Source organism: Streptomyces sp. NPDC017940 (assembly GCF_044328435.1).
Lineage (GTDB): Bacteria > Actinomycetota > Actinomycetes > Streptomycetales > Streptomycetaceae > Streptomyces.
Map to the genome: position 1 here is coordinate 49,185 of NZ_JBIRHJ010000016.1, position 24,994 is coordinate 74,178.

The 24,994-nt window shown below is 67.1% G+C and carries 25 protein-coding genes and 1 pseudogene; 12 read left to right on the forward strand and 14 right to left on the reverse strand.

Features of this window, described 5'->3' with window-relative positions; all coding sequences use genetic code 11:
- Positions 1–392 precede the first annotated feature (392 nt).
- Entirely contained in the window at positions 393–1,265 is an 873-nt protein-coding gene (locus ACH4DX_RS34260; RefSeq protein ID WP_398157954.1) for a hypothetical protein, read from the forward strand.
- Positions 1,266–1,289: 24 nt separating this feature from the next.
- Here the strand turns inward: ACH4DX_RS34260 and ACH4DX_RS34265 are convergent, their stop codons facing one another.
- Both ACH4DX_RS34265 and ACH4DX_RS34270 read right to left on the reverse strand, forming a co-directional pair.
- The gene (locus tag ACH4DX_RS34265) at positions 1,290–1,499 is read right to left on the reverse strand and encodes a DUF6207 family protein (protein ID WP_398157955.1); all 210 of its coding nucleotides are present in this window, start codon (positions 1,497–1,499) and stop codon (positions 1,290–1,292) included.
- Between the two features lie 74 nt (positions 1,500–1,573).
- Positions 1,574–1,809: pseudogene (locus ACH4DX_RS34270) on the reverse strand (hypothetical protein).
- Positions 1,810–2,017: 208 nt separating this feature from the next.
- On the opposite strand from ACH4DX_RS34270, the gene ACH4DX_RS34275 reads away from it, so the two are divergent.
- From ACH4DX_RS34275 to ACH4DX_RS34305, 7 genes are all read left to right on the forward strand, one after another.
- Positions 2,018–2,158, forward strand: coding sequence for a hypothetical protein (locus tag ACH4DX_RS34275; RefSeq protein ID WP_398157956.1), 141 nt, complete (start codon positions 2,018–2,020; stop codon positions 2,156–2,158).
- 172 nt (positions 2,159–2,330) lie between these two features.
- Entirely contained in the window at positions 2,331–2,849 is a 519-nt protein-coding gene (locus tag ACH4DX_RS34280) for a Pycsar system effector family protein (RefSeq protein WP_398157957.1), read from the forward strand.
- Between the two features lie 12 nt (positions 2,850–2,861).
- The gene (locus ACH4DX_RS34285) at positions 2,862–3,548 is read left to right on the forward strand and encodes a Crp/Fnr family transcriptional regulator (RefSeq protein ID WP_398157958.1); all 687 of its coding nucleotides are present in this window, start codon (positions 2,862–2,864) and stop codon (positions 3,546–3,548) included.
- Positions 3,549–3,728: 180 nt separating this feature from the next.
- A complete protein-coding gene (locus ACH4DX_RS34290; protein ID WP_398157959.1) occupies positions 3,729–4,481 on the forward strand; it encodes a hypothetical protein in 753 nt (250 codons plus the stop codon).
- Positions 4,478–6,508, forward strand: a complete 2,031-nt coding sequence (locus tag ACH4DX_RS34295) for a hypothetical protein (RefSeq protein ID WP_398157960.1) — start codon at positions 4,478–4,480, stop codon at positions 6,506–6,508. Before ACH4DX_RS34290 ends, ACH4DX_RS34295 begins: the two co-directional genes overlap by 4 nt.
- Before the next feature lie 74 nt (positions 6,509–6,582).
- A complete protein-coding gene (locus ACH4DX_RS34300) occupies positions 6,583–7,269 on the forward strand; it encodes a hypothetical protein (RefSeq protein ID WP_398157961.1) in 687 nt (228 codons plus the stop codon).
- A complete protein-coding gene (locus tag ACH4DX_RS34305; RefSeq protein ID WP_398157962.1) occupies positions 7,266–7,676 on the forward strand; it encodes a hypothetical protein in 411 nt (136 codons plus the stop codon). Before ACH4DX_RS34300 ends, ACH4DX_RS34305 begins: the two co-directional genes overlap by 4 nt.
- A gap of 598 nt (positions 7,677–8,274) precedes the next feature.
- Here ACH4DX_RS34305 and ACH4DX_RS34310 read toward each other — a convergent pair.
- The 3 genes from ACH4DX_RS34310 to ACH4DX_RS34320 all read right to left on the reverse strand — a co-directional run bounded on the left by ACH4DX_RS34310 (position 8,275) and on the right by ACH4DX_RS34320 (position 10,968).
- Entirely contained in the window at positions 8,275–8,586 is a 312-nt protein-coding gene (locus ACH4DX_RS34310; RefSeq protein ID WP_398157963.1) for a replication initiation protein, RepL2, read from the reverse strand.
- Entirely contained in the window at positions 8,583–9,035 is a 453-nt protein-coding gene (locus ACH4DX_RS34315) for a MarR family transcriptional regulator (protein WP_398157964.1), read from the reverse strand. Before ACH4DX_RS34315 ends, ACH4DX_RS34310 begins: the two co-directional genes overlap by 4 nt.
- A gap of 1,660 nt (positions 9,036–10,695) precedes the next feature.
- Complete coding sequence (locus ACH4DX_RS34320; protein WP_398157965.1) at positions 10,696–10,968, reverse strand: hypothetical protein; 273 nt, start codon at positions 10,966–10,968, stop codon at positions 10,696–10,698.
- Positions 10,969–11,082: 114 nt separating this feature from the next.
- Here ACH4DX_RS34320 and ACH4DX_RS34325 point away from each other — a divergent pair, with 114 nt between their 5' ends.
- Positions 11,083–11,472 (forward strand): RNA polymerase sigma factor, encoded by a 390-nt coding sequence (locus tag ACH4DX_RS34325; protein ID WP_398157966.1) that lies wholly within the window; start codon positions 11,083–11,085, stop codon positions 11,470–11,472.
- Here the strand turns inward: ACH4DX_RS34325 and ACH4DX_RS34330 are convergent.
- Positions 11,424–11,771, reverse strand: a complete 348-nt coding sequence (locus ACH4DX_RS34330; RefSeq protein ID WP_398157967.1) for a LuxR C-terminal-related transcriptional regulator — start codon at positions 11,769–11,771, stop codon at positions 11,424–11,426. The two genes, ACH4DX_RS34325 and ACH4DX_RS34330, sit on opposite strands and share 49 nt — an antisense overlap.
- A gap of 657 nt (positions 11,772–12,428) precedes the next feature.
- On the opposite strand from ACH4DX_RS34330, the gene ACH4DX_RS34335 reads away from it, so the two are divergent.
- On the forward strand, positions 12,429–13,676 hold the full coding sequence (locus tag ACH4DX_RS34335) for a ParA family protein (RefSeq protein ID WP_398157968.1): 1,248 nt from the start codon (positions 12,429–12,431) through the stop codon (positions 13,674–13,676).
- Positions 13,673–14,809 (forward strand): ParB/RepB/Spo0J family partition protein, encoded by a 1,137-nt coding sequence (locus ACH4DX_RS34340; protein ID WP_398157969.1) that lies wholly within the window; start codon positions 13,673–13,675, stop codon positions 14,807–14,809. The genes ACH4DX_RS34335 and ACH4DX_RS34340 overlap by 4 nt, the downstream gene beginning before the upstream one ends.
- Before the next feature lie 277 nt (positions 14,810–15,086).
- Here the strand turns inward: ACH4DX_RS34340 and ACH4DX_RS34345 are convergent, their stop codons facing one another.
- Positions 15,087–15,833 (reverse strand): hypothetical protein, encoded by a 747-nt coding sequence (locus ACH4DX_RS34345; protein WP_398157970.1) that lies wholly within the window; start codon positions 15,831–15,833, stop codon positions 15,087–15,089.
- A gap of 616 nt (positions 15,834–16,449) precedes the next feature.
- On the opposite strand from ACH4DX_RS34345, the gene ACH4DX_RS34350 reads away from it, so the two are divergent.
- Positions 16,450–17,043, forward strand: coding sequence for a hypothetical protein (locus ACH4DX_RS34350; protein ID WP_398157971.1), 594 nt, complete (start codon positions 16,450–16,452; stop codon positions 17,041–17,043).
- A gap of 99 nt (positions 17,044–17,142) precedes the next feature.
- Here the strand turns inward: ACH4DX_RS34350 and ACH4DX_RS34355 are convergent, their stop codons facing one another.
- The 7 genes from ACH4DX_RS34355 to ACH4DX_RS34385 all read right to left on the reverse strand — a co-directional run bounded on the left by ACH4DX_RS34355 (position 17,143) and on the right by ACH4DX_RS34385 (position 24,684).
- Positions 17,143–18,168, reverse strand: a complete 1,026-nt coding sequence (locus tag ACH4DX_RS34355) for a hypothetical protein (RefSeq protein ID WP_398157972.1) — start codon at positions 18,166–18,168, stop codon at positions 17,143–17,145.
- Positions 18,169–18,191: 23 nt separating this feature from the next.
- Positions 18,192–19,514: a hypothetical protein gene (locus ACH4DX_RS34360; protein WP_398157973.1), complete on the reverse strand. Its 1,323-nt coding sequence runs from the start codon at positions 19,512–19,514 to the stop codon at positions 18,192–18,194.
- Between the two features lie 4 nt (positions 19,515–19,518).
- Positions 19,519–21,630, reverse strand: coding sequence for a tetratricopeptide repeat protein (locus tag ACH4DX_RS34365; protein WP_398157974.1), 2,112 nt, complete (start codon positions 21,628–21,630; stop codon positions 19,519–19,521).
- An 87-nt stretch (positions 21,631–21,717) separates the two neighbouring features.
- Positions 21,718–22,749, reverse strand: a complete 1,032-nt coding sequence (locus ACH4DX_RS34370; protein WP_398157975.1) for an NB-ARC domain-containing protein — start codon at positions 22,747–22,749, stop codon at positions 21,718–21,720.
- A 517-nt stretch (positions 22,750–23,266) separates the two neighbouring features.
- Positions 23,267–23,794, reverse strand: coding sequence for a hypothetical protein (locus tag ACH4DX_RS34375; RefSeq protein WP_398157976.1), 528 nt, complete (start codon positions 23,792–23,794; stop codon positions 23,267–23,269).
- Positions 23,791–24,129 carry a hypothetical protein gene (locus ACH4DX_RS34380; RefSeq protein ID WP_398157977.1) on the reverse strand — a complete coding sequence of 113 codons (339 nt, stop codon included), beginning with the start codon at positions 24,127–24,129 and terminating at the stop codon, positions 23,791–23,793. The genes ACH4DX_RS34375 and ACH4DX_RS34380 overlap by 4 nt, the downstream gene beginning before the upstream one ends.
- Positions 24,130–24,534: 405 nt before the next feature.
- Complete coding sequence (locus tag ACH4DX_RS34385) at positions 24,535–24,684, reverse strand: hypothetical protein (RefSeq protein ID WP_398157978.1); 150 nt, start codon at positions 24,682–24,684, stop codon at positions 24,535–24,537.
- Positions 24,685–24,994: the final 310 nt, after the last annotated feature.

Below are 24,994 nucleotides of genomic sequence, written 5' to 3' on the forward strand. Positions count from 1 at the left end.
CTTGTCTCCGTGGTCAGCGGTTCGGTTGCGAAGTCCGGCCCGGACGCGGGCGGGATGAGCTGAGTGGGCATGAGAGGACCGTAGGAACGGGCAGTGACAAGGAGTCCTGCGTCTGGAGTAACCCGATTCACCCTCTGGGCGACCTCTCACCCGATCGGACCTACTCCCCCCATACGCTGCTGGACCCCTCCCCCCGACCGCGAGATCTCTGGCGACTCCCGAGCGGGCGCGACCCGGCACGCGGTGGTGACCGTGGTGAGGCTCGCTGACCCACGACAAGGCTGTGGTCGGCCCACTCCAGGGTCCAGCCGGGCATGGAGCTGGACGTTCCCGGCATTCGGCCCAGGAACAAGTCGGTCGTGTTCTCATCACGGGCCTTCCACAGTCGCTGTGTGACCAGCAAATGGAGACGGCTGACTGACCGTCTTACGGGGAAGACCGAGCCGGAGCCGCTGTGGACGGAGGGTGTGCCCGACCACCTCGACGTGCCCATCCGTGAATGGCTGTACGACGTTCTGAGCCATTACGACATGGCGCAGCCCGTAGCTGTGCGGCTGAAGCTGCCGTCCAGGATCCTCAAGGCCCGCGACCCCTACGCCGAGCTGGCCGTTCTCGATGACCCGAAGAACCCGATGCTGCGCCTGGAGGTCATCGACGCGACGTTGGGATGCGTGCAGCAAGCGCTCCAGGGGGCCGCCTGGCAGCACATCCAAACGGCCGCCTCGTACGTCCGCCAGCTGGAGGGCATCCTGCGCGAAGGCGACTCCGCCTTCACAGTCTCCGAAGACGGCAGCGGGCTCGAGCGCCGGATGGACGAGACGCTCCACGCCACCTATGACAAGGCCGTAGAAGCGGGGGCTTCGAAGGCAGACACGGCGGCCAATCATCTCCGTGCGGCCTTCACCGAGGCGTACGGGATCAAGCCCGACCCGAGCGCCGCCTACTCGCGTGCCATCAAGGCCGTTGAGGCCGTCGCGAACCCGCTCTTCCTGCCCAACGCACCGGAGCCTACCCTCGGCAAGGTGCGCGCCCATCTGGATCAGGGACGGCACAAGTACGAGATGGTCATCGCCGACAAGACGGGGGCGCCCGCAGACATTGACGCGATCGTCGCGATCGTCAGCCTGCTCTGGCACGGACAGCGGGACCGCCACGAGGGAGGACCCACCAGTGCTCCTGTGACCCTGGAGGCTGCAGAAACGGCCGTGCACACCGCCGCGATCCTGGTCCACTGGATATCCAGCGACAGCATCCGGAAGAAGTAACTGGAGAAGCGCCGGCGGCACACACTACGAATCGAGCGGCTGGTTCAAGTCCAGGTAGCAGCGCAGCCGTACACCGGGCTCGCCCGCGTCGCGGGTCGTGTGCTCCGCTGTCGCCGTCGCCCACCGGTCGGCGAGCAGCTGCTGGAAGGCCAGGGCGGTTTCGGCGTCGGCGGCCGCGACGTCGACGACGACCAGACCCGGCTCACTCACGTGGACCTCGTTGATCGGGTTCATGTACGGCACTACGCCCGGCCGCCCGGGGAGAGTTCCGCCCTTGCGGTGTCTTCACCCGACCGAGCGGCAGGCTGTTAGGGGCTGTCGCCGCCCCAGTCCCAGCGGGCCGGATCGCCGGGGCGCGGGTCGTACAGCGCCCGGCCTCCGGGCCCGAACTGCCCGAGCTCCGTGAGGAGGGAGACACCGTCGTCGACCTCCTCCGGCCTTAGCCGGTGATGTCGAGCAGCAATCCGTCCAGCGGCCCGCCGACCAGTTCGGCGTAGCTGCGTCCCGGCTTCGGGCATCGTCTCTCTTGCTGCCATCCGCACAATCGGCAGGCGAGACGTCCAGCGGATGCAGTATCGCTTTGTTTAGGGGCTGGGCGGACGTTCGGCCGCAGACAGATGACGTCCGATGTGATCAATGGCAGTCTTGGATGTCGATCCCCGCCTTGTATGTGCTGTTCAGTGAGGGGCGCGGGCTGCGATGACGGTGTACGCGACTTCCGCTCGGCGTGCGGAAGAGGCGTCGTCGGGCGCATGAGCCAGGAAGTCGCCGGTGATGCCGGTGAAGGTGATGCGGCCCTCGGTGAGCACTGTGATGTGGCGGGCCTCTTCGGCAAGATCCCGACCTCGTGGGCGGACATCAGGATCTGCACGTTTGTGGCGCGGTTTCCTTGAGCCGGGCCCACGCGCGTCGCCGGGGTCCGGGCGAGTGCCCTGCGTAGTACGTCGGCTGTGACGGGTTCGGCTTGAGTGATGCCCTGTGGTGGGCCCTGGAGTGGATGTGGTTCCTGCACGGTGAGGAGCACGAATACAGCGGCGCACAGCCAAGGATGCGTAGGAGGATGACGTGCCTGACACCGGTGAGGGCTTCGCTCCGGCCGATTGTTCGGGCTGTGGGCAGCTCGCGGATGCAGCGGCGGGGATGTTCGTGGAAGTGCAACGGGCAGATACGAAGGCAACGACGCTGTGTGGCGTGACCGGCGGCCTGCTGGCGGTGGATGCCGCTGCGCTGTCAAGTGTGTCGAGGTCTGGTTGGCTGGCTGTGACAGTTTTGGCGTGTGTCGCGGTCCTCCTGGGAGCGGCGCTCCTCGCGGCCTTGTCTGCGATCCGCCCAGTCGTACCACGCGGCGGTGAGCTCCGGATTTTCGCAAGTGCTGTTCGAGAAGAGGCTGGGCTTGGGAATGCTTTGGCGGCGTTCGCAGTGATGAATTCCGATGAGCGCGCGTGGGCGGAGGCGGAGCGGCTGGCGCTGTACTCCAGCCTGGCGGCACGGAAGTTCCGTGCGGTGAAGTGGGCGGTGGATCTCACGATAATTGCCGTAAGCATGGCCGGAATTGGCTTATTGAGCTTATACATCACCGCTTGAGAACATCGTGGCGTGACGGGCACCACATTCGGGGGGTGTATGTATCAGCCGCATGTCTCGGTCATCGGTGATGATCTTTGGTCACAGTTGTGTCAGCTGGCTCCGCTCCGTGTGCGTCCGGCCAGGAGCGTGCTGTTACGGCAGGGGGATCCGGGCACCCACGTCATCCTGCTGGTCTCCGGATCAACCTTGATCACGCTCACCGGATCGCATGGCGAACGGACGCTGCTGGCGGTACGGGGCGCAGGTGAACTGCTGGGCGAGCTGGCGGTGTTGGACAACGCGCCTCGCACCGCATCGGTCATCGCCGCGGAGGACTGCCGGGTGCACATCATCCCGGCCCCTGACTTTCTGGCCTTCGTGGACCGCCACGATCTGCAGGCCGCGCTGCTGCGTCATGCCATCGCACGGGTACGCGAAGCGGAGACCGTACGCCTGGAGATGGCCACTTCGGCCGTGCCCGTGCGTCTGGCTTCGGCGCTGGGACGGCTGCTCCAGGCCGCGTCGGTTGGCGGCGCCGAATGCCTCGTGCGACTGACGCAGCTGGAGCTGTCACAGCTGATCGGCGCGTCCCGCAACGCTGTGGGAACAGCCTTGAAACCGTGGCGCGAGCAGGGATGGCTCGCCACGGAGGCCGCTGGCGGACTCATCATCCGCGACATCACATCGATCCAGTCACACGCTCACGCGCAGACGTGACCGACCACACCGGCGCGGTGCCCAGCACTGGGCACCGCTGGCAGCTAGGCACGTCCAGCATGAGGCAGCACACCCACTCGGACTTACCCGACACGATGGAAAGGCTGCTGCCTCATGCCCTCTCTCGTCCCGTCCGACCTCGCCGATGTGCCGCCGGAGCGCGCTCTGTTGACCGTAGACATGAAGGAGTACAGCAAGCTCCCCGAGGCGAAGATGGCGCCCGCGCGGGCCGATCTGGACAGCATGCTGACGACGGTGTTCGCTCAGTGCGGGATCGGCGACGCGACGCTGCTCGGCACCGTCAAGGACCGTGGAGACGGCGCCATCTTCGTGCTGCCGACCCGGCACGTGGCACGGCTGATCGATCCGCTCCTCATCCACCTTGGTCAGGCACTCGAGCGGCGCGAGCAGACCCGGCTGGCCAGCGCACCGACAATCCGGCTGCGAGCCAGCGTGCACGTCGGTCCCCTGGCACCGCCGGACCACCGGGGGGACGCGGCCAACGACGCCTGCCGGCTGGTCGACAGTGACGTGGCCCGCCGGGCCATGACCGCCGCGGTGGACCACGGAGTGCTGCTGGCTGCCGTGGTGTCGGACACCGTCTTTGGCCGCACGGTCGCCGCGGGCCGTACGCCGGCTTCCAAGGAGCGGCACTTCCACCGGGCCATCGCCCGCGTCGAGGGCAAGCCGGGCTTCGAGCAAACCTGTTGGCTCTTCGTCCCCGGGCTGGTTCCTTCGGTACTCACCCCCTACCTCACGCAGGACAACGGCGCCGTACCCGAGGGCCGTCCCCGCCAGGCCGCTGAGCGCAGTACAAAGGGCACCACCACGAACGGAAGCAGCGGGACCGTACGCCAGAAAGGCAAGGCCAGTGGCAAGGCCCGGCTGATCCAGGTCGGCCGTGACTACGTCCCCAGCCAGGAGCAGTCATGACCGACGCCGAGGGCACCGCGGCGGTGCAGCAGCAGATCGAAGCGTCCGGCCAGGCACAGGTGACCCAGGTCGCCGGCGACTACGAAGAGCACCACCACCAGTACGTCCGGGGCTGGCAGTACCTGCGCAGCGCCAGTGTCGACGACGGCGAACTGGACCTTGCAGAGCACGCGTTCGTTGATCCTGCCGGGCCGCAGGGATCCGGCCAAGTGGCGCAGGCCATCAGTATGCTCAGCCGCCCCTACGGCAAGAGCCACGTCCTGGTGCTGTGCGGGGAGGCCGGCACGGGACGGCGCACTGCTGCGCTGCATGCCCTGCGCAAAGCGGGGGTGCCCAGGAAGCAGATCGGCTGGCTGGTCCTGGACTGGGACCAACCGCGCATCGAGCAGATCCCCCACGCCGAGGGGCGCGCTTGCATCCTGGACCTGACGGACTACCGCGATCTGTCGGAGGACTTCTACACCGGGCTTGTCGACTACCAGAAGCAGGCACAGGCCGCCGACGCCGTTCTGGTCATCCTGGTCGATCCGAACGGCTGGAACCCTAGGACCCTCGCGACCGTGCCGACCGTGCACCTCGCGCGCCCCTCGGCCGCAAAGGTCGTCGAGGCCCATCTGCGCTACCTCGCTGCTGGCCGGATGGACTGGCTGACGCACGATCCGCTCAACGACCTGCTCGCCCGCGAGGCGCCAGCATCCGACGGCGCCCGGCTGGCCCGGCTCATCGCCGAGGCCAAGGACGACGGCCAGTCGGCAGTCGGCGAGCAATTCACCGACTGGCAGAATCATCTGGAAACCTGGTTCGAGCGGCACTGCGCGTCGGGAGACCTGCAGGAGCGCGCGCTGCTGATCGCGGCCGCCCTGCTGGATGGAGCTCCGTCCGCCGTCGTACTAGCGGCCGCAGACCAGCTGTTCACGCAAGTCGGTGGTGAACTGCCGCTGGGCGGTGCGCTGTCCGGCCGTGACCTGGACAAGCGGCTGAAGGCAATCGACGCCTCGTACACGGATGACGAGGGCATCTCCTTGGAGAAGAAGCAACGTGGGCTGTCCGCAGCTGCGCTGAAATACGTGTGGCGGCAGCGGCCTCAGCTGCGGCCCGTGCTGCTGGAGTGGGCCTCCCAGATCAGCGCACCTAACAAGATCGCCGTTCGGCATCTGCAGCGCATCGCTGACTGTCTAGTCCCGCTGTCGTTGCTGCCCGGCGGCTCGACCGTGCTGTTCGTGGCCAGGCGGTGGATCGAGACCGACCGTGTGGCACACCGTCAGCTTGCCATCCACATCCTGGAGACCATGGCGCTCCATCCAGTCGCCGGCGTCGCCGTACGTAAGCAGCTGTACGACTGGGCCCAGCAGAAGACAACCAGCCAACAGTTGATGGCCGCGGTCGCCACGGTCTGCGCGGGCGAGCTGGGCCAGCGGTATCCCCGGGTCGCCTTGACCCGGCTGCGGCTGCTGGCCTCCCGCGATGACGCCCAGGCCCGCGACGCCGTAGCCGACGCGGTGCGCACCCTGGGAAGCGCTCCCGAGCCACGCGTCCTGGTGCTGTCGGAGATCGTGAAATGGGCCGAATCCAGCGACAGCACCATTCGAAAGGCCGGAGCGGGCACGTTTCTGTCCCTGACCGACATCACCCGCGATATTCTCCTGCCGCTGCCCGCGAACCAAGAGAGCAACGGCGAGGCCCTCGAAGCTCCCGATGTGCTGGCCGGTCAGCTGTTCGTCCGCGGCTGGCGCGCGGCCCTGCAGGAGCCCACGGCAGCGCAGGCGGCGTACCAGCATCTGGCGGCCTGGCTGGACTCGCCCAAACTCCAGGACGACCAGGTCCTGCCCCTGGCGGCACAGGTGCTGCGCGGTTATCTGGGCCAAGAAGGCCCCTCCGGCCTGCTGGTGGGCTCGCCCGACAGCTCCGACCTGGGACGGGCCCGGCGCGCTCGGCTGTTCGCCCAGCTAATCTCCGAGGTGGCCTCCCCTGCCAGCCCCAGCGTCCGGGCGCGGTCCGGCGGTGACGGTGCCACAGTGACGGCGTGAGTTGGCTGCGCTGGCGCAGCAGATCGGCCCAGCTCGCAGCAGGTACGGCAGGCCCAGGAACGGCTCATCCGCTCGTGCTCAGCGACGAGCGGATGGCCAGCCGCATCAGCACTGTCCGCTTCACCGTCCGCATTACCGGGAGCTGGCAGTGGACGCATCCTGGTGACACGGGCCAGGGCGACCCGGCGATGTCGGCGCGTGAGCACCTGCGCCGGCAGGCCGCGGGAATCTTGTGCCAGCACTCCGTTCTGGATCTCGCAGCGGCTAACGACGCCATCAACTCAGCCCTGACACAGAGCGGTTGCCCCATGCCCGGGATGGAGGTCAGCAGCACGGCCGAGCTGAGCGTCGCGGCAGCGGACCGTGCCCTGGCCGAAGAACATGCCCGCCGGCAGCAGGCAGCAGACCTCAAACACGGCGAGGAGCTGCACCGCCTAGCCCAACTGCAGCGGGTGCTCGCCGACCCGAACCTACGCCGCGTGTGGTGGATGGCCCAATTCCCCGACCGCTTCAACGACCTCGACAACCTGGCGCAGGCGCTGGAGGGGCTGCCTGCGCCGCGAGCAGCGCAGGACGACGACCTACGCGGTGACATCCGGCGTTTCACCGACGACCTCGTCACCACCCTGCACACCCCGCAGCAGCGCGAGGTCTTCGTCCAGGCCCTCGTCCAGACCCTCACGATCCTGGGCCACCACCACCTGACCACTGCCGCCGCCCTCCGGCACCGCCCTCACGATCCCGGGAGCACACCGGCATGAACCTCCACACTGCACGCTGGCTCCTGGCACCTGTGCGCCAGCTGTGCACCCGCCGCCTCATGGCCCGACACGGTCCGACGCTGACGTACGACACCGCCTGGGCCCTGATCACCCTGCACAGCGCACCGGACGAAATCACCCTCGTGCGCGCCTGGGCCCGCGAGAACCCCGGCGTTGCCCCCGGCATCCACTACGACCACTGGCACACACTGAGCCAAGCCGAACAGCAACGCCGCCTCAAATGGCTGCGCAGACACGGTCAATCCCCCATCCAGCTCCTCCAACTCGACGCCAGCCTCATCCACATCACAGGCCTTCATGTCCTCGACTGGGGCCGCCCACCGAACCCTCCCGAACAAAACAGCGCGACGCCACCTCCCTGGTCGCAAACCCGCGAGCAGCCCTAGCAGTCCCCTGCACATGCATGGCGCCGATCAGCGCGGCAGACGACAGGCCCCCCTTCGAAGCGACGGCCACCGACGAGCAGAGTCTGGCGCAGCTCGGCGGAGCGTCCTCCGTGCGGCACTCCGCGGCATCCCGCCCGGTCATCGCCGAACGAGGTCAGCGTGGTCGAGCGCACGATCGGAGTGGGCGAGTTTGGTCGCGATAGCTGGCGAGCTCATCGCTGTTTCCCTCACTGAGTACCGGGACGGGATTCCGGCCGAGCGCTACCAGACTCAAACGGTCTCGAGGGAGGAGGTTGTCGTCGCTGTGCTCGGCTGGGCGAGTTCTACGACGCGATGCGCGCCCTCTACGAGAGCTGACGGCGGCCGTGCGAATCGCTGCGCGGTCGCCCAGTCACACACGCCTCACATACTCCGAAGACCGCCTGTAGACGACTCTACCGTCAAAGAGCGCACATCTACGTGCCGCTGCTCCCCCACCAGCGGCCAGGGTGGTGATTATCATCGCCAGGGATCCTCATGTACGTGAGGTCAATGAGAGGCGTTCCCGGAAACTTCCCTCATTGACCTCACGTACATGAGCTGTGGTCTTCGAAACCGCTCAGGTTGCGCGGCGCAGGGGGACGACGACGTCTTCGCCGGTGCTTTTGGGGCTGAGACGGTAGTAGCTGATGTGGGCGAGACGTTCCGACTCGTCGAGCCAGCCGGCCTCGACGACTTGGCGCCGGGTCCGGGAGAACACCGTGGGCGACATGCCGACGAGTTTCGCCAGGTTCGCTCCGGTCTCGATGACGGCACCGGCGCGGTCGGTGGGGTGCATCGCGTAGAGCATTACGATCAGGCGCTGGTTGGCGGTCATGCCGGAGGTGCGGTGGAGGACGTCCAGGAGCTTCTGCTTGTCGTCGTTGTTCACTGGGCCTCCCACAGCGCAGGGGTCGTGTTGTCGAAGCCGGGGATGTCCGGCGGGTTGCAGGTCTTGATCGCTTCCCGTTGTTCGATCCCGGGCCCGTGATAGGCAATGTACGGGCTGATCCGGTAGAGCCTGTAGTTGCCGATGCGGCCGCGCTCGATCAGGATGCGCCTCTTGAGCAGCTTCCGGTTGATCTTGCCGACGGCGTCGGCGGTCATCCCGACCCGTTTAGCGATGTCCGCGCCGGTAGCCCGGAGTGGCGCCATGCCTTCAGGCGAGACTCCGATCCACCACAGCACCAGAAACTTCTGACTCGGCGTGAAGTCCTTGCTCTCCGTGATCGCCTCCACTCTGGCTTTGTCGACCTGAGTGTGGCCGCCCGAGAAGGCATAGGGCGCATAGGGGACAGCTTCGCCGGTGTCGGCGTCCACCAGTCTGCGTACTGCTCCCAACGGGCCCTCCATCACTGGGCTTTGCCTAGGTGCTCATCATCACGACCGTGAGGCCGACTTGATGAACTTAACGTACATGAGCGCGGAGTTCATGAAGCACGCCTCCGGGCATGTCGCTCTACCCGTCGTGATTGGCCGCAGCCAGTGATGCAGGGGAACAAGACCGCTGCTGATGAACGTCACGTCAATCTGGTCCGCTCCTACAACCGTGGTCCCAGATCCCCCAGCATGGGTACCGCGGCTCACGGATCTGTGTCCCGCGATCCTGGAAACCCGGTGCACGATGTCCAGAACTGGGTGCAAGATCCTGAGAACCGGTGCTCAACAACGTTTCTGCAGGTCAGAGCCTGATTAGGTCTTGCGCCCTCTTATACAAGTAGGACAGCCTTCCGTTCCGGCAACCCGTTACGGACACCGTCCCCCCTCGAGCCTGCCGTGCGGCATCATCGGCCAGTTGCTTTTTTGCTGGCCTACTCAGCGCTGCCCCTCCTACCGATCGGCTGAAAGTCTTGTGTCACCCTCCCCTCGCTCAGCCCACGAAAGCACGCCACGACGCAGCCGCTGTCGACGGATTGGCCGCCACGTATGTCTCCATCGGCCACGACTGGCCTAGGCCACTGCGTCCTTGCATTCCCTCAGTCCTCCCGCAGTCGCCCCACATCCGCGGGCCCCATCGGTTCACCGCAGGCCCCCCAGGGGCCGAGGATGCACCGACCCTGGGCGGGAAGAGCCGCCCCCACAGGTGCATGTGCTGTACAAAGTCTCTTGCGCCCGTCACACAGTCGCCGATGCGCGGCCAGGCCTTTAGAAAGCACGGTGGCCACTCCCCCGGAGCCACGAAGGCAGACACGCAAAAAACCTGATGGATCGTCATTTAATTCACCAGGAACGATCCTAAGCTCGGGGCCTTCTGGCGCTTTCCTCTGACCTACTAGCGAACGGTGAGCTGACGGGCCCTCTGGTGAGACTGACTTTCCCCAGGGGCCCGAACAATGATCATTCACCAGGTCGATCATCTGGTCGGCGTGAGCGACCGCATTGGAGCAGGCGGGCAGCCAGACGTCGTCTGGAAAGGCGAAGTGTTCGACGGCGGTGAGCATGCGTCCTCAAGATGATCTGCTGGTGCTGCAACGCTGAGGTGCAGGGGGCAGTGCCGATGGCGTGGGCGCCAAAGCGCTCTTCCCGGTCGTAGGCGACGGCGGAGAACGTGTCGGTGTCGTGGTTTGAATAGCCGGTCTGGGCATCGGTGGCGGGCGTCTCGGTTCCACGTAGTGCTGGGACAAGTCCGAGGCGTACATGAGGGTGCTGGGTCCGGAAGGCTCACGCGTACTGCTCGGCTATCGTGTCGGGGTCCTCGACGGGTGTGAGGATGGATGCCGACCGGGGCAGGTCTGGCCAGAGGGGGCGGCGTCGGCCGGACCGTGGTAGCCAAATTCCTCCAGCGTGGTCGCCACGTTCGGGATGCAGCGGTCGTAGGAGTGGTAGCCGCCAGGTGCCCTTCACCGGGAGCGCGACCTCCGTGGCGTAGGAGGCGAGGGCGCCGATCCCGACGGGCGGTCGACAGCGGCTTGCGCGGCTGCGACCGCTTCGGCCGGCTCCCCCGCGACCCGGGCAAGGTTCGGCTTCGGAGCGGCAGCGGTGACCGTCTCGTTCACCGTCATCAGGTGCGAGGCGCCGGAGCAAACCGCCTCTTTAGCATGCTGCCCATCTCATCTATCTCGCGGTCCAGGTCGATCGCAGCGGCGGCCAGACCGTCCTTCGTGGGCAAGCGGGTCTCCTCACCGGCCGGCGTCCGGCCGCCGTCGACGGCCAGGCCCTGACACCGAAGGTCGTTCACCGCAGCCCGGTGCGAAGCAGTCCGGGCTTCTTTCCGCTTCATTACCTCCAGCAGGTACCTGAGTGCTGAGCAGATGCGGTAGTTCACCGAGGTCATGGGCTCTCCGCCGCCGCGCTCGCCAAGAGCCGGACTGCTGTCATCGACACGAAGGACATCGACAAGGAGGTCGCGAATGCCGAGAAGACCGCCCCTGGCTCGGAGTAAGGCCTCGTGGACGGGGTGCCTTTCGAGTGGGTCGAGGACTCGGTCCCCCTCAAGGACCTCACCACGTTCTTCGCTGAGCACCGCGTGCGGCTCATCGCACTCGTACGTAAGGCCTTCCGTGACTACTCCTGGCTGACCGTCGGCCGCTACCCCGAGGATGTCGTCCAGGACACCATGGTGTCGGCGGTGCGGAACTGGCCGCGGATCGGGTGGATGGCGAACCCGGACGCGTACCTGCGCAAGGTGGCGGCCAAGAAGGCAACCCGCGCCATGGTGAAGGCCAGCCGAGAGATGTCCGTGTCCGCGGAAGGGTTCCTATCCCTCTTCGACGACGTGCTCGTCCACACTCAGGAACGGTCCCCGAGCAGATGGCCACGACCCGCCGCATCACACTGATCGTGTCGAGGGAACCGTTCGCTGCAGAACTTCTCCATGTGCCGACGGTGCGAGCGTACGGTGGCTGCGGACAGGCCGAGCTGGTCCCCGATCTGCGAGTCGGACCAGCCGTCCGCGGTCAGCAGTAGGACCTGGGCCTGCCGGTGCGGCAGTTGGGCGAGGATCTCTCTACAGTCGGCGGCCCCACTCACCGTCTCCAGAGCACTGACACACGCAGGCACCGCCAGATCAGCCAGGCTCCCCCCGCGCTCGAACAGCACGGCAACGACGAACACGGCGGTAAAGCGGGCAACGAGCACAGTAGAGAGCTCTCTGATGAGGTACCGCAGAGCAGGACAGGTCAGTAAGCGGAACCGGAAAGGCTCGCGAGCAGCTAGCCGCCTTCGGCGAGCGCACGGACCTCGAAGTAGAGGTGCAGGCAGTCGAGGTGGAGACGGAAGTCGAAGAACGGGCAAGCACCGCTGCTCCGCGGCCGCCAGTCCGGCGATCCGCGCAGCCCGGGCGACGAGCAGGGTCAACGGGCACCGCAGCTCGGGTCCTGCCGTCGACAGCGTCCCGCCAACTGAGCGGCGCGCTCATGCAGGCCTCGTCAGTTAGCTGGCAGGCCACCGGCCCGGCGCAGTCGGTTGGCTGAAGCGCACAGTGAGGTACTCCGAGCCACCAGAGGGTCCGGCATACGGCTATGGCCCTGCTGGCTGTTATCGCCTCGACCGTCACCGAGTGAACCGGTCCCCCATCCTCAGCGGTCTGCTTCAACACCGTGAGTGCCATGAACGGCGACGCCACCCCACAGCATCTCCAAGTCCCACCCTGACGCGGGTTACCCCTTTTGCCCATATGCATTGCACTATGGACAGCAGCTTTACCGCGGTAAAGCCCGCCGAACTCCCCTGCGGCAGCATCTTCCTAACGTGTCGTTGCAGTTGTTGATGTTGAACGTTAGTAAGGTAGCCCCCATGAGTTCTCCAGCCACCTCCAGCGACCGCGAGAAGGTCGTATCCAAGCTGCCGGGATGGCTCCGGCAGAACCTGAAAGTCCGAGCAGCCCAGCACGGAATCGAGATCCAGGCAGCAGTCGAGCAGGGCATCAGCGGATGGATGGCCCTGGCTTCAACACCTGGCACCGTCGATACCGCCGGAGCCGACTCCTTCTCCACTTTCCTCCCCCCAGGCCAGTGGGACGAGTTCCGGCAGACCGCCGCCGACCGCCGAGTGTCACTGACTCAGGGCCTCGCCCAGTCAGTACAGCTGTGGCTGGAGCGGAACCCGGCTCCCAGTGTCCAGCGCGCCAAGCACCCGAGGCGGCGCATCGTCTGCAACCAGAAGGGCGGCGTGGGCAAGACCGCGGTCACGGCCGGCCTGGGCGAAGCCTTCGCCGAAAACCCTGACGCTCTGCATCCGGTACAGATCTCCCGGCACTTTGCCGCGCAGCTCAACCAGAGCGCCCAGGACGATCCCCTGGATATCGAAAGCCTTCCCGGCCTTGGACGGCGCACCCTGCTGGTCGACTTCGATCCGCAGCGTCATCTCACCAAGCAGCTCGGCCGGGACGAGATCCCGATGGACGCGGACGTCGACAGCCTGAGCAAGCACATGTCGGGGGAGGCCAAGGGCGACATCCGTGATTTGATCGTGCCGATCGAGGACGACCGTTACGGCGGTCGCCTGGATCTCCTGCCCGGCTGCCAGGACGGCTTCCTCCTCGACGTCGCGCTGTCCAAGGTCCGGTTCCGGGAAGCCGCGCTGGAGCGAGCCCTGGCCCCGATCGAACCGCTCTACGACGAGATCATCGTGGACTGCCCACCGAGCCTCGGCCTCAGCATGGACGCCGCCATCTACTACGGGCGCCGCCGCGACGAGGAGACCACCGGCAGCTCCGGGCCCCTCATCGTGGTGCAGGCCGAGGACAGCAGCGCCGACGCCTACGACCTCCTCATCACACAGATCGAGGACCTCCGCGACGACATGGGCGTGGAGGTCGACTACCTCGGCATCGTCGTCAACCTGTACGACCCGCGCCGCGGTTTCATCGCCACGTCCTCGCTCGAGGCATGGATCGACATAAAGGATCCAAAGGTGGTCGCCGTCATCGGCGACCTGACAGACCAGCGCAAAGCCGTGCGACTCAAGCAGCCCCTGCTGTCCTTCGCCCCGCGCGGCGAGCAGGCAGCCACCATGCGCGCACTGGCCAGGGAGATTTCATGAGCAGCCGCGTAGCCGACCAGCTAGGGACCGGGGCGTCCTTCGGCAGGGCCCGCGGGGGTGTCAGCGCACGCCGACAGGCCGTTGCCGCCACAACCGGGGCGCCGACGACCGGAGCGCCGGACAGCCGACTGCGGGCCCTGCCTCTCGAGCAGCTGGTGGCGACCCGCTTCAACCCGCGCCGGAACTTCGGCAGCGATCAGGACCTGCGCGAGTTCGGGCTGAGGCTGGGCAAGAAGCAGCTGCAGCCGGCTGTCGCCGTCACGCGGGAGGCATACCTGGCGCTGTGGCCGGGAGAGGCAGACAACTGCGGGACTGCACACTACGTGCTCGCCAACGGCGAGCGCCGCTTCCGCGGCTCCAGGGCCGCTGGTCTGCCGACCCTCGATGTCGTCGTCGACGACGACATCGCCAAGTCGCGCGCCGACTTCCTGGACGCGGTGTTCTCTGAGAACGACGACCGCGAGGACCTGGATCCGATAGAGCGGGCGCTCGGTATCCAGACCATGGTCGAAGAACTGGGCGGCAAGGCGAAGGTCGCCGAGTACTACGACAAGTCAGCGGGCTGGGTCACCCAGCAGATGTACCTGCTGGACCTCGCCCCGGAGCTGCAAGCCCTCGTCAGCTCCGGAGAGCTTCCTGTACGAGAGACCCGGCCGCTGGTGAAGCTCCCTGCCGATGAGCAGATCGCCGCGTGGGAGAAGCGCACCAGCCAGCGCCAGGAGGAGAAGGCACAGCCGCGGCCTGCACGGAAGAAGGCCGTACGAGGCGGCGTCGCTGAGCCGTCGTCCGGACGTACCGAACCATCTGGAAGCTTTACCGCGGTAAAGAACCCCGGATCGACCGGAGGTCAGGCCTCTGACCCTGGGGGTTTTACCGCGGTAAAGCCTAACGACGGAGCGGAGGCGGTGGCAGGCGCTGCCGTGCCTGCCCAGGTCGCACCAGGCTCCCCCGCCGAAGCAACGTCGCCACCCCCGCCTCGTTCGGGCGGGACAGGGACGGAGACCACCGAGATTCCCGCCCTTCCGTGGAGCGATCCGCTCTGGTTCGACCATCATCTCCGTAAGCACATGTCGCAGGAGAACCGGAACCGGCTGGTTTGGCTGCTTCAAGCCTCCGAGGACGACAAGGGCTAGGAAAAACTGACCTGTCCCGGTGTTTGTGGCCACTGCAGTACAACAACCGAAGGCCCGGCGCCCCGCGTATTCGCGGGGCGCCGGGCCTTCGGTTGTTGTCGAGGGGGCCAGGACGCGGGCGCGCCTTCGTCGGGGTCAGGAAGCCCGACAGCGGTCACGGCGGCGGCCGGGCGCTTCATGGCAGCGACCGTGACAGAGCCTGACGCAGTGCAGGTACTGGTGCGAGGCGGTGTTCCAACCCTTCGCTGTTCTTGTCGGGATGCGGTGTTCCTTGCGTTCAGGTCCTCCGCCGCTGCGGACACGCGTAACCAAGCTGTCCAGCGTACTTCTGGGATCCGCCGCAGACCTCAGCTGTCTGACGTGGGTCACTCGCCGTGAGTTGCGCAGCAAGTCTCTCGGCCTGGCTTGCAGGATCGCCGTAGGAGACGTCGAGCACCATCCGAAACTGGAGCCATGGGCGGTTTTCCCTGATGGCAGAGCGGCCCGGATGGAAGAGGAAGAGGTTGATCTGGTCGGGCTTCCAAAGCCAGGCGGACACACCGGCAAGTTCACATTCCCATCGTCCGAGCCAGTCGGCGCGCTCTCTGAGGTCCAGCTCCAGCAGCCGGGCAACGGTGCGTGCTGGCCACTCCCAGCTGTGGTCTGCAACAGCTCGTTCTACCTCTGCCTGGTACTCCTGAGCAACGAACCGGAACTCGGGCAGGTCAACGTTGTCCTTGTTGGGGTTGCGCCACTTGCTCCAGATCACGTGGTCGCCGTCGCGCCGGATGGTTACGTAGAGAGCGCCGCAGCACCCTTCGGTACACGTCGCCTCGGCCAGCCGCACCTCGTGCGGCTCAGGACCAGCTGTGAGAGGGCCATCCGGCAGCAGGAGGTACTTGGGATCTTCGCCCCGGCCGTCCGTGAATACCTCGGCCAAGACGTCCTCACCGTCGACCAGCGGTCGGACTTCCACGCTTGCGCCCCTGCGCGGAGAATCAGGAACGACAACTTGGAGGATGAGGCAAGGATTCTCGGCAGTCATTGAACGATTGTCGGGCCTGCCGCATCGAGATGTCGCAGCATTTCTCGCGGATGGCCCCGCCACTGGCCCTGCAGAATCTCTCCGGCGGCTTCGCGTCGTTGTTCGTGCAGGCAGCGAGGTAGTCGGTCCAGCTCAGAGCACGTGTGGTCGACGGATACGGCTCGGGAACATCCATCTGGTTGCCTGCATTCTCTGGCACACCGCCGCACGCCGTCCGCCGCTGGACCCCTGGCGCAACGGCTAGCACCACTTCTCTTCGCACCCGCAGTCTCGCTACTCGTACGCGGCAAAGCGCGCGACCTGCCCTGCACGACAGTCCAGCACCAAGCAAGCATGTGGCCTCTCGCGCAGTCTCCGGTCTTTACCGCGGTAAAGACCGCCTCCGAGTACCGGCTCGGCGGCCCCGTGGCAATCGTCACGAGGGCTGACCTTTACCGCGGTAAAGCCGGGCGGCGGCGCATGTCGGTACGGACGGCATGACCGCAGCTCCTCCCGACCGGTCTCTCAGCGGCCGGTGGAGTCTCGGTCGGGTTGAGACGTCTGGTCTTTGATGCCGTCCGTGGATTGGCGGGAGACTGCAGGCAGCTGGAGGGGGAGTGGTGGCAGAGTTCTGTCCATGCAGATATCCCGGGGTACCGCCGCAGCGCTCTACCTGGGTACCGCCTTGGTCCTGACGGCGTGCGGTCAGGAGCGCGCCGACCAGACGGTGCCAGGCTCCGCCCAGAGTCATGAGGCCGATCGTTCTCCCACACCCACGCGTTCGCCCCTCGGGCCGAAGGGCAACGTAGAGTCCGACGTGCACGACGGGGCTCCGCACTACCGCGAGAACAACAAGTTCAAGGCCTCCAAGGAGATGTCTGCCGCCGACGAGCAGGCCGCTCGCAAAGAAGCCGCCCGCATCGAACCCGTCATCAAGCGGCTCTGGAAGAACAAGGTGTGGGATCCGGGGAGGGTCCGCGCAGCGCTGGTCAAGCTCGGCTACCGGGCTGAGGGTCCCGGTGGCGATTCCGGAGACGGAAGCCTCAGCGTGTATGCGATCGACTCGTACTTCGAGACCGACCATTACGTCACACCGGAAGGCGCCAAGGTGGCTCTCCGTGTTGGCGAGGATGCCTGTGTCACCGCGTTCACCCAACCGACGAATTACCAGGTCTCTGTCAACGGCCTGTTCCTGGAGGGCGGCTGCTTCATGCCGAAAGGCGGCCACTGAGCAAGGAGGCCTCGGGCGTTCTGATCAGAGCGTGTGCTGGTGGCCACGTCGTCTAGTGCGTCGTGCTCAGGGCTGTGCTGGCCCGTCGTGTCAGCCTCGTCAGCGTGACCAGTCCGCCAGTGACAACAGTAGGTGCGCCGACTCGGATCGCAAGTGGTCCGAGTGCGAGCCTGCTGGGTTCAGGCGCTTGCCCCGTACGTAGAAGTCGGAGGCGTCCACGCTCACGAATCGGTGGTCAAGGCTGCCGTAGGGATAGGGCTGGCCGGTGGGCCGCATGCGGATCCTGGACGGTGCGAGGGGGACAGGGGCCATGCCGCTATGGCCGATGCCGCGCTCGCCTTCCGCCTGTAGGTGCCAGAAGCCGTTGGCTCTGTCGTAGCGCGAGAAGGTGCTCACGATCGGCCCGCGCAGCGGTGCCCCGTCTCGCGGGGTGCCGGTCGCTGTCTCCTTCTCGGGGAGCAGGGAGGGAAAGAGGGTACCGAAGGCATCGAGGGGAGCAGCCATCTGGAAGAGCAGCATGCTGTCAGCGGTGAAGGGGCGCGAGGGCTGTTGTCCGGCGAGGTTCCAGCTGAGTGTGTCTCCCAGCGAAGCCTCGGCCGCCCACTGCACGGCTTCGCACAGCAGGCGGCAGCCGAAGGAGTGCCCGACCAGGTGCAGGTACTGGCCGTCGCGGTTGGCCAGGACGGGCGCGTCGGTGGGGTCGGGTCGTTCGGCATCCAGGTAGCCGAGCAGCCGGCCGATGACATGTGCGGCATGTCCGGTGCCGCTGCGGGCGCCCATGGCGTGGGCGCGGTCGCGGATCCGCTCGTAGCCGGACCGGCTCAAGCGGCTGGAGGACGGCCAGCGTACGGCCAGCGTCCAGGGCCGGTAGCCCTCCTGCGTGAGGCGCGGGTAGCGGCCCGGCACGGTGACGAGGTGTTCGGCGTATTCCTGCAGCCGCCCGGCGGCGCGGGACGCCGAGTCTGGCGGTGTCTGCCAGCCGTGGACGTAGACGATGAGGTCGGTGGCCCAGGCCGGTGGCGCGAGCCGTTCGGTGAAATAGCGCGCCAGATCGTGTTCGGCTAGGGGCTCACCGTCGTCTTCGTCCAGCAGCCAGCCGGTCTCGTCGAGGTCGATCGCAGCCACTTCTGTGTTCGACGGGCCTGGTGTCATGAGCTGGGGTCCGTTCTCGTGGCTGCGCGGACCCGGGCGTCCATGCCGCAGTGCAGGGCGTATGCCAGGCCCAGGGGATTGCGGAAGGCTGCCGCGAAGTGGCGGGCAAGGTCGTGGGTGATGCGGCCTGCGGTGTCGTCGGGGCCGCTGCGCAGGTAGCGTAAAACGAATTCCCGGGCGTATTCCGCGGCGAAGGCCTGAGGCATGTCGATTTGCGGGCCGAGAACCCCTTGTGCCCCGTATTCGATGAGGATGCGGCCGAGGAAGGCCCGGTCGGCGTCGCCCGCTGCGTGGCCGGCTTGGCAGGCGTTGAGCAGCACGAAGGGGTGGAAGGTGCCGGTGCGCCGGTAGTCGGCGCGGACTTCGCGGACCGTGTCGCCGTCGAAGGGGATGTCGTCGCCGAGCCGGATGACGAGCTGGGCGGGTTCGGTGCCGTTGGTCTCGAACCCGCCGTGGCCCCAGAAGTACATCAGCTGTTCGTCGAAGTCGGCCTCGGCGAGGTCTCGGGCGAGGTCGTCGTAGGTGGTGCGTGGCTTGCAGCGGGTGCCGTCGCTGAGGAGGGCCGCGACGGCTGGGGCGCAGGTCTTGAGGCCGATTTTGGGGTTGTGGTTCAGGCTTACCGCCACGGGGCCGGGGGAGGGGGCGGGCAGCCAGAGCCGATGGTCGGCGTCGCCGGTGTGCTCGATCTGGTGGCGGTGGCCGAGGAAGCGGGCGAAGAGGGCGTCGAGTTCGTTGCTGGGGGCGGTCGGAAGCGGGGTGTGGGCGAGGTGTTGGGGTTTGAGGCACAGCAGGGGCCAGGGCAGGTGCAGGTCGCGGGAGTCGAAGCGGATCCGCAGATTCTCACTGGCCAGCATCAGCGCGAGGTAGCTGCGAAAGATCTCGACTTGTTCGTCGTGGCCGCCGAACAGCACGTCGAAGAGAACTGAGGCACCCCTGCGGGCCAGTTGTGCCACGATCGCCGTCAATTCGGCTTCGGGTTCGTTGCGCAGGTCTGCGGCTGTGGCATACGGGCGATGCCGGTTGTGCTGCGGGCGGCCGGCGACGTCTTTGGGCTGGTGGTCGACGAAGACTTGCTTCCAGCGTCGGCACAGTCGGGCGGCTGCGGAGCGGACTTCGACGGGGCTGGCGGACAGGACGGCTTTGTGTTCGCCGCCGCGCAGGGTGGGCAGCGCGGGCCCGGACATCCTGGCCTGCAGTCGGCCGCCGTTGAGGATGTCGAAGCTGATGCGCAGGTCGTATTCGGCGATCGCTACGTGGGGCAGTCGCCGGAAGCCGTCGCTGGGGTCCTGCACGATCCGTACGGGCAGTTGCGCGGTCACTGGTTCACCCCTGCCGGCGCTCTGCCGTAGGGACGAGCAGTCCGGCGTCGATGTCGGATCCGGTGACGGTCAGTTCGGTCTCCACTTGCTGCAGAGCGGCTCCGCTGGCGTTCTCGTACAGGGTGAACCGGATGATGTGGCGCCCGGGCCGGCGGGGCGTGAAGGTGAACTCCAGGTCGGTGCGGTGGTCGTAGAAGGCCCGTGCTGGTTCGATGTCGGCCGGTCCCGGAGTGAGGGCCAGTACTTCCAGCGTGGGTCGGCGCCGGGAATCGGAGACAGCCCAGGGGTGTCCGGGGTCAGGACGCACGCGCAGGGTGATACGGGTGGACTGTTCGACGCCGGGGTGGGTGTCGTCAAGGAGGAACAGTTCCACCTGGCAGCCCGGGGGAGTATCGGTGCCGTCATCGTCGCTGGGGGGTGTGCCGCGTTGTGTGGTGTCGCCGACCATGGCTTGCCAGTAGGCGAGGTCAGCTCGGGCGGCGAAGGTGTCGGGGTGGTTCTCGCCCAGGACGTGGATACGGTCACGGACTACGAGTTTGTACTCTTGGGCCGCTTCTTGGGCGTTTCCGGCCTGTCCGCGCCACCAGGCCAGGTCGGCTCGTGTGGCGAGGGTGTCGGGATGGTTCTCGCCCAGGATGCGGATTCGGTCACTGAGCACGTGGGCGTAGGCGTCGGCGGCTTGACCGGCGTCTCCGGTCTGGCCCAGCCACCAGGCGAGGTCGTGCCGGCCGGCCAGGGTGGCGGGGTGGTCGGGGCCGAGCACCCGCAGCATGTGGGTCAGGAGTTCGTCATAGGCCGCGGCGGCTCCGGGAGCATCACCGGCTTCGCCGCGCCACTGGGCCAGGCTGTGGCGCACGGTCAGTGTGGCGGGGTGATCAGGTCCGAGCACCCGGATGAACTCGGGCAGCAGCTCATCTGTTGCCGCGGCCGCGCCCGTGATGTCACCGGCTTTGCCGTGCCACCACGCCAGGTTGTGGCGGGCCGTCAGCGTGCCGGGGTCGTCGGGCCCCAGTACGCGCAGAAAGTCGCTGAGCAGTTCGGAGGAGGTGGCCACGGCCTGGGTGATGTCACCCGGGCGTCCCTGGCACCAGGCAAGGTCGGCGCGGGCGAAGATGGTCTCCGGACTGTCCGGTCCGACGCTGTCGCGCAACCGCACCAGCAGTTGTTCGTAGAGGTCGAGTGCCCCGGTGACGTCTCCGGTTTCGCTTCGCCAGTAGGCGTGCCGCCGCAGCGCGGCCAGTGTGTCGGCGTGTTCCGACCCCAGGTAGCGGGCATTGGCCGTGGCCAGCGACGCGAAGTACTCACGCGCGGCCATGACCTGTCCGCCTTCGCCCAGGCTTTCCCCGGCCGTGAACAGAACCCGATGGGCACGACCGTCGGCGTAAAGCCCTGGCTGGGCGTGCAGGATGAGGGTGTCGACGTTGGCACGCAGGGCCTGGACGAGTGCGTGATCGCGCGTGGTCTGCGGCCAGACAGCAAGAAGGGCGTCAGCGAGCGCCCTGGCCAGGGTGTGCAGGTCATCTGCGGTCAGGGATTCACGAGTCGTGCGCTGCACAGTCTTGAGCACACGTACGGCCTGTTGTGGGTGCGCCGGATCGTGGTCGAGGAGACTGAATCGGTGCAGTGTACGCAGCGCACCGGCGGCCTCGGCCGCCGTCACCGGCTCGCCCGCAGTCGAGGTGAGAGCATCTCGCTGATCAGCAAGGCAGTGAAGGGAAGGTGGGCTGGTCAGGACGGCCTCGGGTACCCCGTTCGGGTCGAGCAGCGAGGTCAGGCGCAGCATGGGCCGGGACAGACCGACCGGCCGCATCCGGTCAGCGCTCTCCACGGACAGCGACCATGCGGCGGCCAGCGTGGTCGTCTGGTCATCGGGCAGTGCCCCGGACTCTGGGGTGAGGTCGGTCAGGTGCGTGGCGCGGTCGGAGAGCAGGCTGCGGTAGTGCCCACACCCGATACCGGCATCGACGAGGTACGCGGCGGCCTGGCTGAGCGCCAGCGGTAGGCCTCCGAGTTCTGTGGCCAGCGGGCGTACCTCCGATTCCGGTTCCTGGCGTCCGGACGCGGCGAGTTGCTCGGTGAGATAGGCCAGCGACTCGTCTTCGCTGAACGGCTTCACGGGGACGATGCGGTCGGCCTTGTGCCGTAAGGACGCATCCCGGCGGCGGGACGTCACCACGACACGGCCACTGGGATGCTCCGGCGGTCACAGGCCGCGCAGATCGGACGGGTTCGCCACGTCGTCGAGGACGATGAGCCAGCGCAGAGGGCCACGGAGCCGCGGCAGGCGATCTTGCGTCAGAGCGGCATTGGCCAGCCAGATCAAGAACCGGTTGGCCGCCTGTTCGGCCTCCGTGTCCTGATCCTCGCTGATCAGGGCCTGAGCTTGCGCGTACCCGGCGACCACAGCGGCTCGTGAAGAGGCAGTAATCCACACCAGCAAGTCCACGGCGCTCGACTGCTGGGCCTTACGCGCGAAGTCTGCGGCTGCCTGCGTTTTGCCTACCCCTCCAGGGCCGACGAGCAGGACAGTGCCGGGCCCCGTCCCCGCTGCTTCCACAGCGCTGACCGTGCTGGTGCGTTGAAACGCCGAAGCTTGCGTGGGCACCAGGCCCACCCAGACCGGCCAGGTGACCGACCGACGAGAAACCGACTGTGTGTACATGACGTAGTCGCCCGTGCTCTGGACGCCTCGGGCCTCGTCCGGAGCATCCGCCATACTCACGTCGCGTCCAGCTACAGGCGCGCCTCTCCAAGGGCCCCCCATCAATACGGGCCCCTGCACGTCGCCAATTACGACGTTCCCACCAATTGTGACGTTCCCACCAATTGTTCCTGTCTGGAGGGCGATGCCGGCACCGATCACAGAGCTTGATGCGGCTACCGTGTGGTGTGCGGCCGGACTCTGAGCGTCGATACGCTGCAAGACCTCGCGAAGGCGGGCCGCGCTGTCAAGCCGTTCATCAGGCGCTTGCTGCTCGAAGAGGTCCTCCACACGGGCCTGCCAGACCGAAGACTGCCGCGCCTCCTCACGTCCCACGTCCGCAGGGTCCGCAGTGGCCAGGGCCGCGGCCGTCTGGTCGAGCCGCTCGAGCGTCACACGCTCACGCGCAGTGTCCTGACGGGCCATCACCTCGGCCAGGCTCCGGCGCATGCTCTGCCACGCCTCCGTGCCTGCTGCGGCAACCAGGGCACTGGCAGCCCGTGTTGCCAGTGCGATCAACGCAACGTCCAGCATCAGCGCCCCCTGCCCTGCCCGCCTCGCCTCAGACCATAGCGGCGACTTGCAGGCTCTATACCCCGTTCCCGTCATAAGTGGCCCGCTGAGAGGCGCACGCCCGAGCAAGTTCGAGGCCATCAGGTCGGTCTGTCCTGGACGTATTCCCTTCACCGCTGGCCGTCTGCACCCTCCCGAACACCACGAACGACAAGCTCTCCCTCGGAGCTTTACCGCGGTAAAGCTCTGCTCCAGCGCCAGTCGAACTACTGCTCCCCTCAGGCACGTTGACTTCGCCGGGCGCTGTCGACGACGCGTACCGGACGTCGAAGGAAGGAGTCGGCTCAGTGTTAGAACGAGCGATGAACCCGGTCCCGGACGCAGCTGCGGGCCCCCCGGGCTGTGAAGGCCGCAAGCAACTCAACACCGTTGAAGACTCACTGATTGCCTCGATCACCAGGCGCGCAAATGCACGAAGGGCCCGTTTCTGCCGCAATGGTGCGGCCGAAACGGGCCCTTCGTCTCTCCTTGTTAGATGTCACATCGCCCAAGTCGCGAATGGTCCCTGGTCGGCATCGGGAAGACCAGCGACGGCTACCGAAGCGGCCGGGTGCCGTATGGCGGTGACCGGGACGGCGCCAGGCTCCTCGGCCGGGGCCCACGCCACGCGCCAAGTGTCGTCCCACGCGCATCCGCAGGGGTAGTCGGGGTGCGGGTGCCGTAAGAAGACGCCGTGTGTATGGATCGCACGTGGAATGTGGGGGATGAGCACGGCGGGGTCGTCGCCGGGGTAAAGGTGAAAGTCGCGCCAGCCGTGCATGCGGTTCATGTACGCGGTGGCGGCCTCGATGATGTCGGCCCAGCGGTGATGTCCGAGGAGGATGAAACCGACCGGGTAGTCGTCCTCGGTCGGGGGGTCGATGCCGCAGATGTACAGACCGTGGTGGTCGATGAAGCCGTTGCGCGTGGCGTCGCCGGAGCAAGGTGTCCAGAGGTGTTCGTCGGGGTGCAGGGTGCCGTCGTCGCCCTCGCTGATCTCGATCTCGTACAGGGCCGGGGCGGTCACGCGCTCACCCCCGCGACGGCGGCGTCCAGGAGCGCGAGGGCGTCGGCCTCGTACGGGTCGGCGAACAGCTGGTGGTCGTTGACGTCGAACGGGGCGTACCGCACGCGGATGCGGTGGCCGGGCACGAGGGTGGTCTCACGGCCGTCCAGCGCGGCGGTGATCCGGTCGTGGTCCTGCCGGGCGTGCCGGGTCTGGGTGTACGGGCCGACGCGCAGCAGGGTGTAACCGTCGCGGCCGCCGTCGCGTTTGTGGGCCTCGATGTAGAGGGCGTAGTGCGCGGGGTTCATGCCGATGTCGTCAGGGAGGGACAGGCCGGCGGTGGCGTGGGTGAGCATCGCGTAACCGGGCTGCCAGAAGCCGAGGATCGTGCTCGTCTCGCAGCGCAGCTGGCCGCGTTCGGTATAGCCGAGCTGACGGCCGTGGAGGTAGGCGCTGGCGTGCGGGGTGCCGGGGTGGACCAGGGCGACCGCGATGAGGTCGGGGCCGTGGTCGTCGCCTGGCCGGGTGTGTGTGCGCTCGATGAACGGGCCGACCCTGACGGCGATGTCCTGGGCGCTGCCGGATGTCCAGGGCTGCCAGTTGCGCAGGGTGGTGAGCGTCGCGCGGAACTGGTCAACGACGTCGCGGTCCTTGGGGGGAGAGGGGGCTGGGTACGGTCCCGCGTCGGCGGAAGGGGAGACGCTTCATCGGGTGGGCTCCTGTTCGGGGGTGGGGCGGGCTCCCGCCGGGTGGGCCTGGCGTCATTGGCGGGCGGCGGTGTTCACGAAGTCGTCGTGGGCGACCTTCGCGGCCTCACGGGCCTCGGTGAGCCGCTCTTTGGCCGCCTGGCGGTCGGTGTCGGTCGTGGGGGCGGGGATCGCCTGCCGGATCGCGTACGTCAGCGTGATCATGCGTCGGCGGCGGCGCGCACAGCCGGGTCCTCGATGAGGACGCGGAGGGCGACCAGCGGGCGGGTGACCGCGCTGCGGGTCATGTAGCTCTCGCCGCATGGTCGCGATCCGTTCAGAACCCGTCTGCAATCCTCGAGTGATCTTGTACGGGTGTACCGACGGTAGTGCTGGCGCTCCGGATCACAGAAATGCGGCAGAGGTGTTGCGGGGAACTTGAAGCCCGTGGCACCGGCCCGCAACGGGCCCGTCGGCTGCTGGCCCCAGCCCCGCTACCGCGATCCCGCGCCGTCGGTGGCAGACCTGGCCGCCG

Coding starts and splice junctions, on each gene's coding strand:
- ACH4DX_RS34345 (WP_398157970.1), bottom strand. CDS start 15,833: ATGACTGCCGAGAATCCTTGCCTCATCCTCCAAGTTGTCGTTCCTGAT.
- ACH4DX_RS34370 (WP_398157975.1), bottom strand. CDS start 22,749: ATGCTGGACGTTGCGTTGATCGCACTGGCAACACGGGCTGCCAGTGCC.
- ACH4DX_RS34340 (WP_398157969.1), top strand. CDS start 13,673: ATGAGCAGCCGCGTAGCCGACCAGCTAGGGACCGGGGCGTCCTTCGGC.
- ACH4DX_RS34385 (WP_398157978.1), bottom strand. CDS start 24,684: ATGATCACGCTGACGTACGCGATCCGGCAGGCGATCCCCGCCCCCACG.
- ACH4DX_RS34335 (WP_398157968.1), top strand. CDS start 12,429: ATGAGTTCTCCAGCCACCTCCAGCGACCGCGAGAAGGTCGTATCCAAG.
- ACH4DX_RS34350 (WP_398157971.1), top strand. CDS start 16,450: ATGCAGATATCCCGGGGTACCGCCGCAGCGCTCTACCTGGGTACCGCC.
- ACH4DX_RS34295 (WP_398157960.1), top strand. CDS start 4,478: ATGACCGACGCCGAGGGCACCGCGGCGGTGCAGCAGCAGATCGAAGCG.
- ACH4DX_RS34305 (WP_398157962.1), top strand. CDS start 7,266: ATGAACCTCCACACTGCACGCTGGCTCCTGGCACCTGTGCGCCAGCTG.
- ACH4DX_RS34265 (WP_398157955.1), bottom strand. CDS start 1,499: ATGAACCCGATCAACGAGGTCCACGTGAGTGAGCCGGGTCTGGTCGTC.
- ACH4DX_RS34275 (WP_398157956.1), top strand. CDS start 2,018: ATGAGCCAGGAAGTCGCCGGTGATGCCGGTGAAGGTGATGCGGCCCTC.
- ACH4DX_RS34380 (WP_398157977.1), bottom strand. CDS start 24,129: ATGCTCACCCACGCCACCGCCGGCCTGTCCCTCCCTGACGACATCGGC.
- ACH4DX_RS34320 (WP_398157965.1), bottom strand. CDS start 10,968: ATGACCTCGGTGAACTACCGCATCTGCTCAGCACTCAGGTACCTGCTG.
- ACH4DX_RS34290 (WP_398157959.1), top strand. CDS start 3,729: ATGAAGGAGTACAGCAAGCTCCCCGAGGCGAAGATGGCGCCCGCGCGG.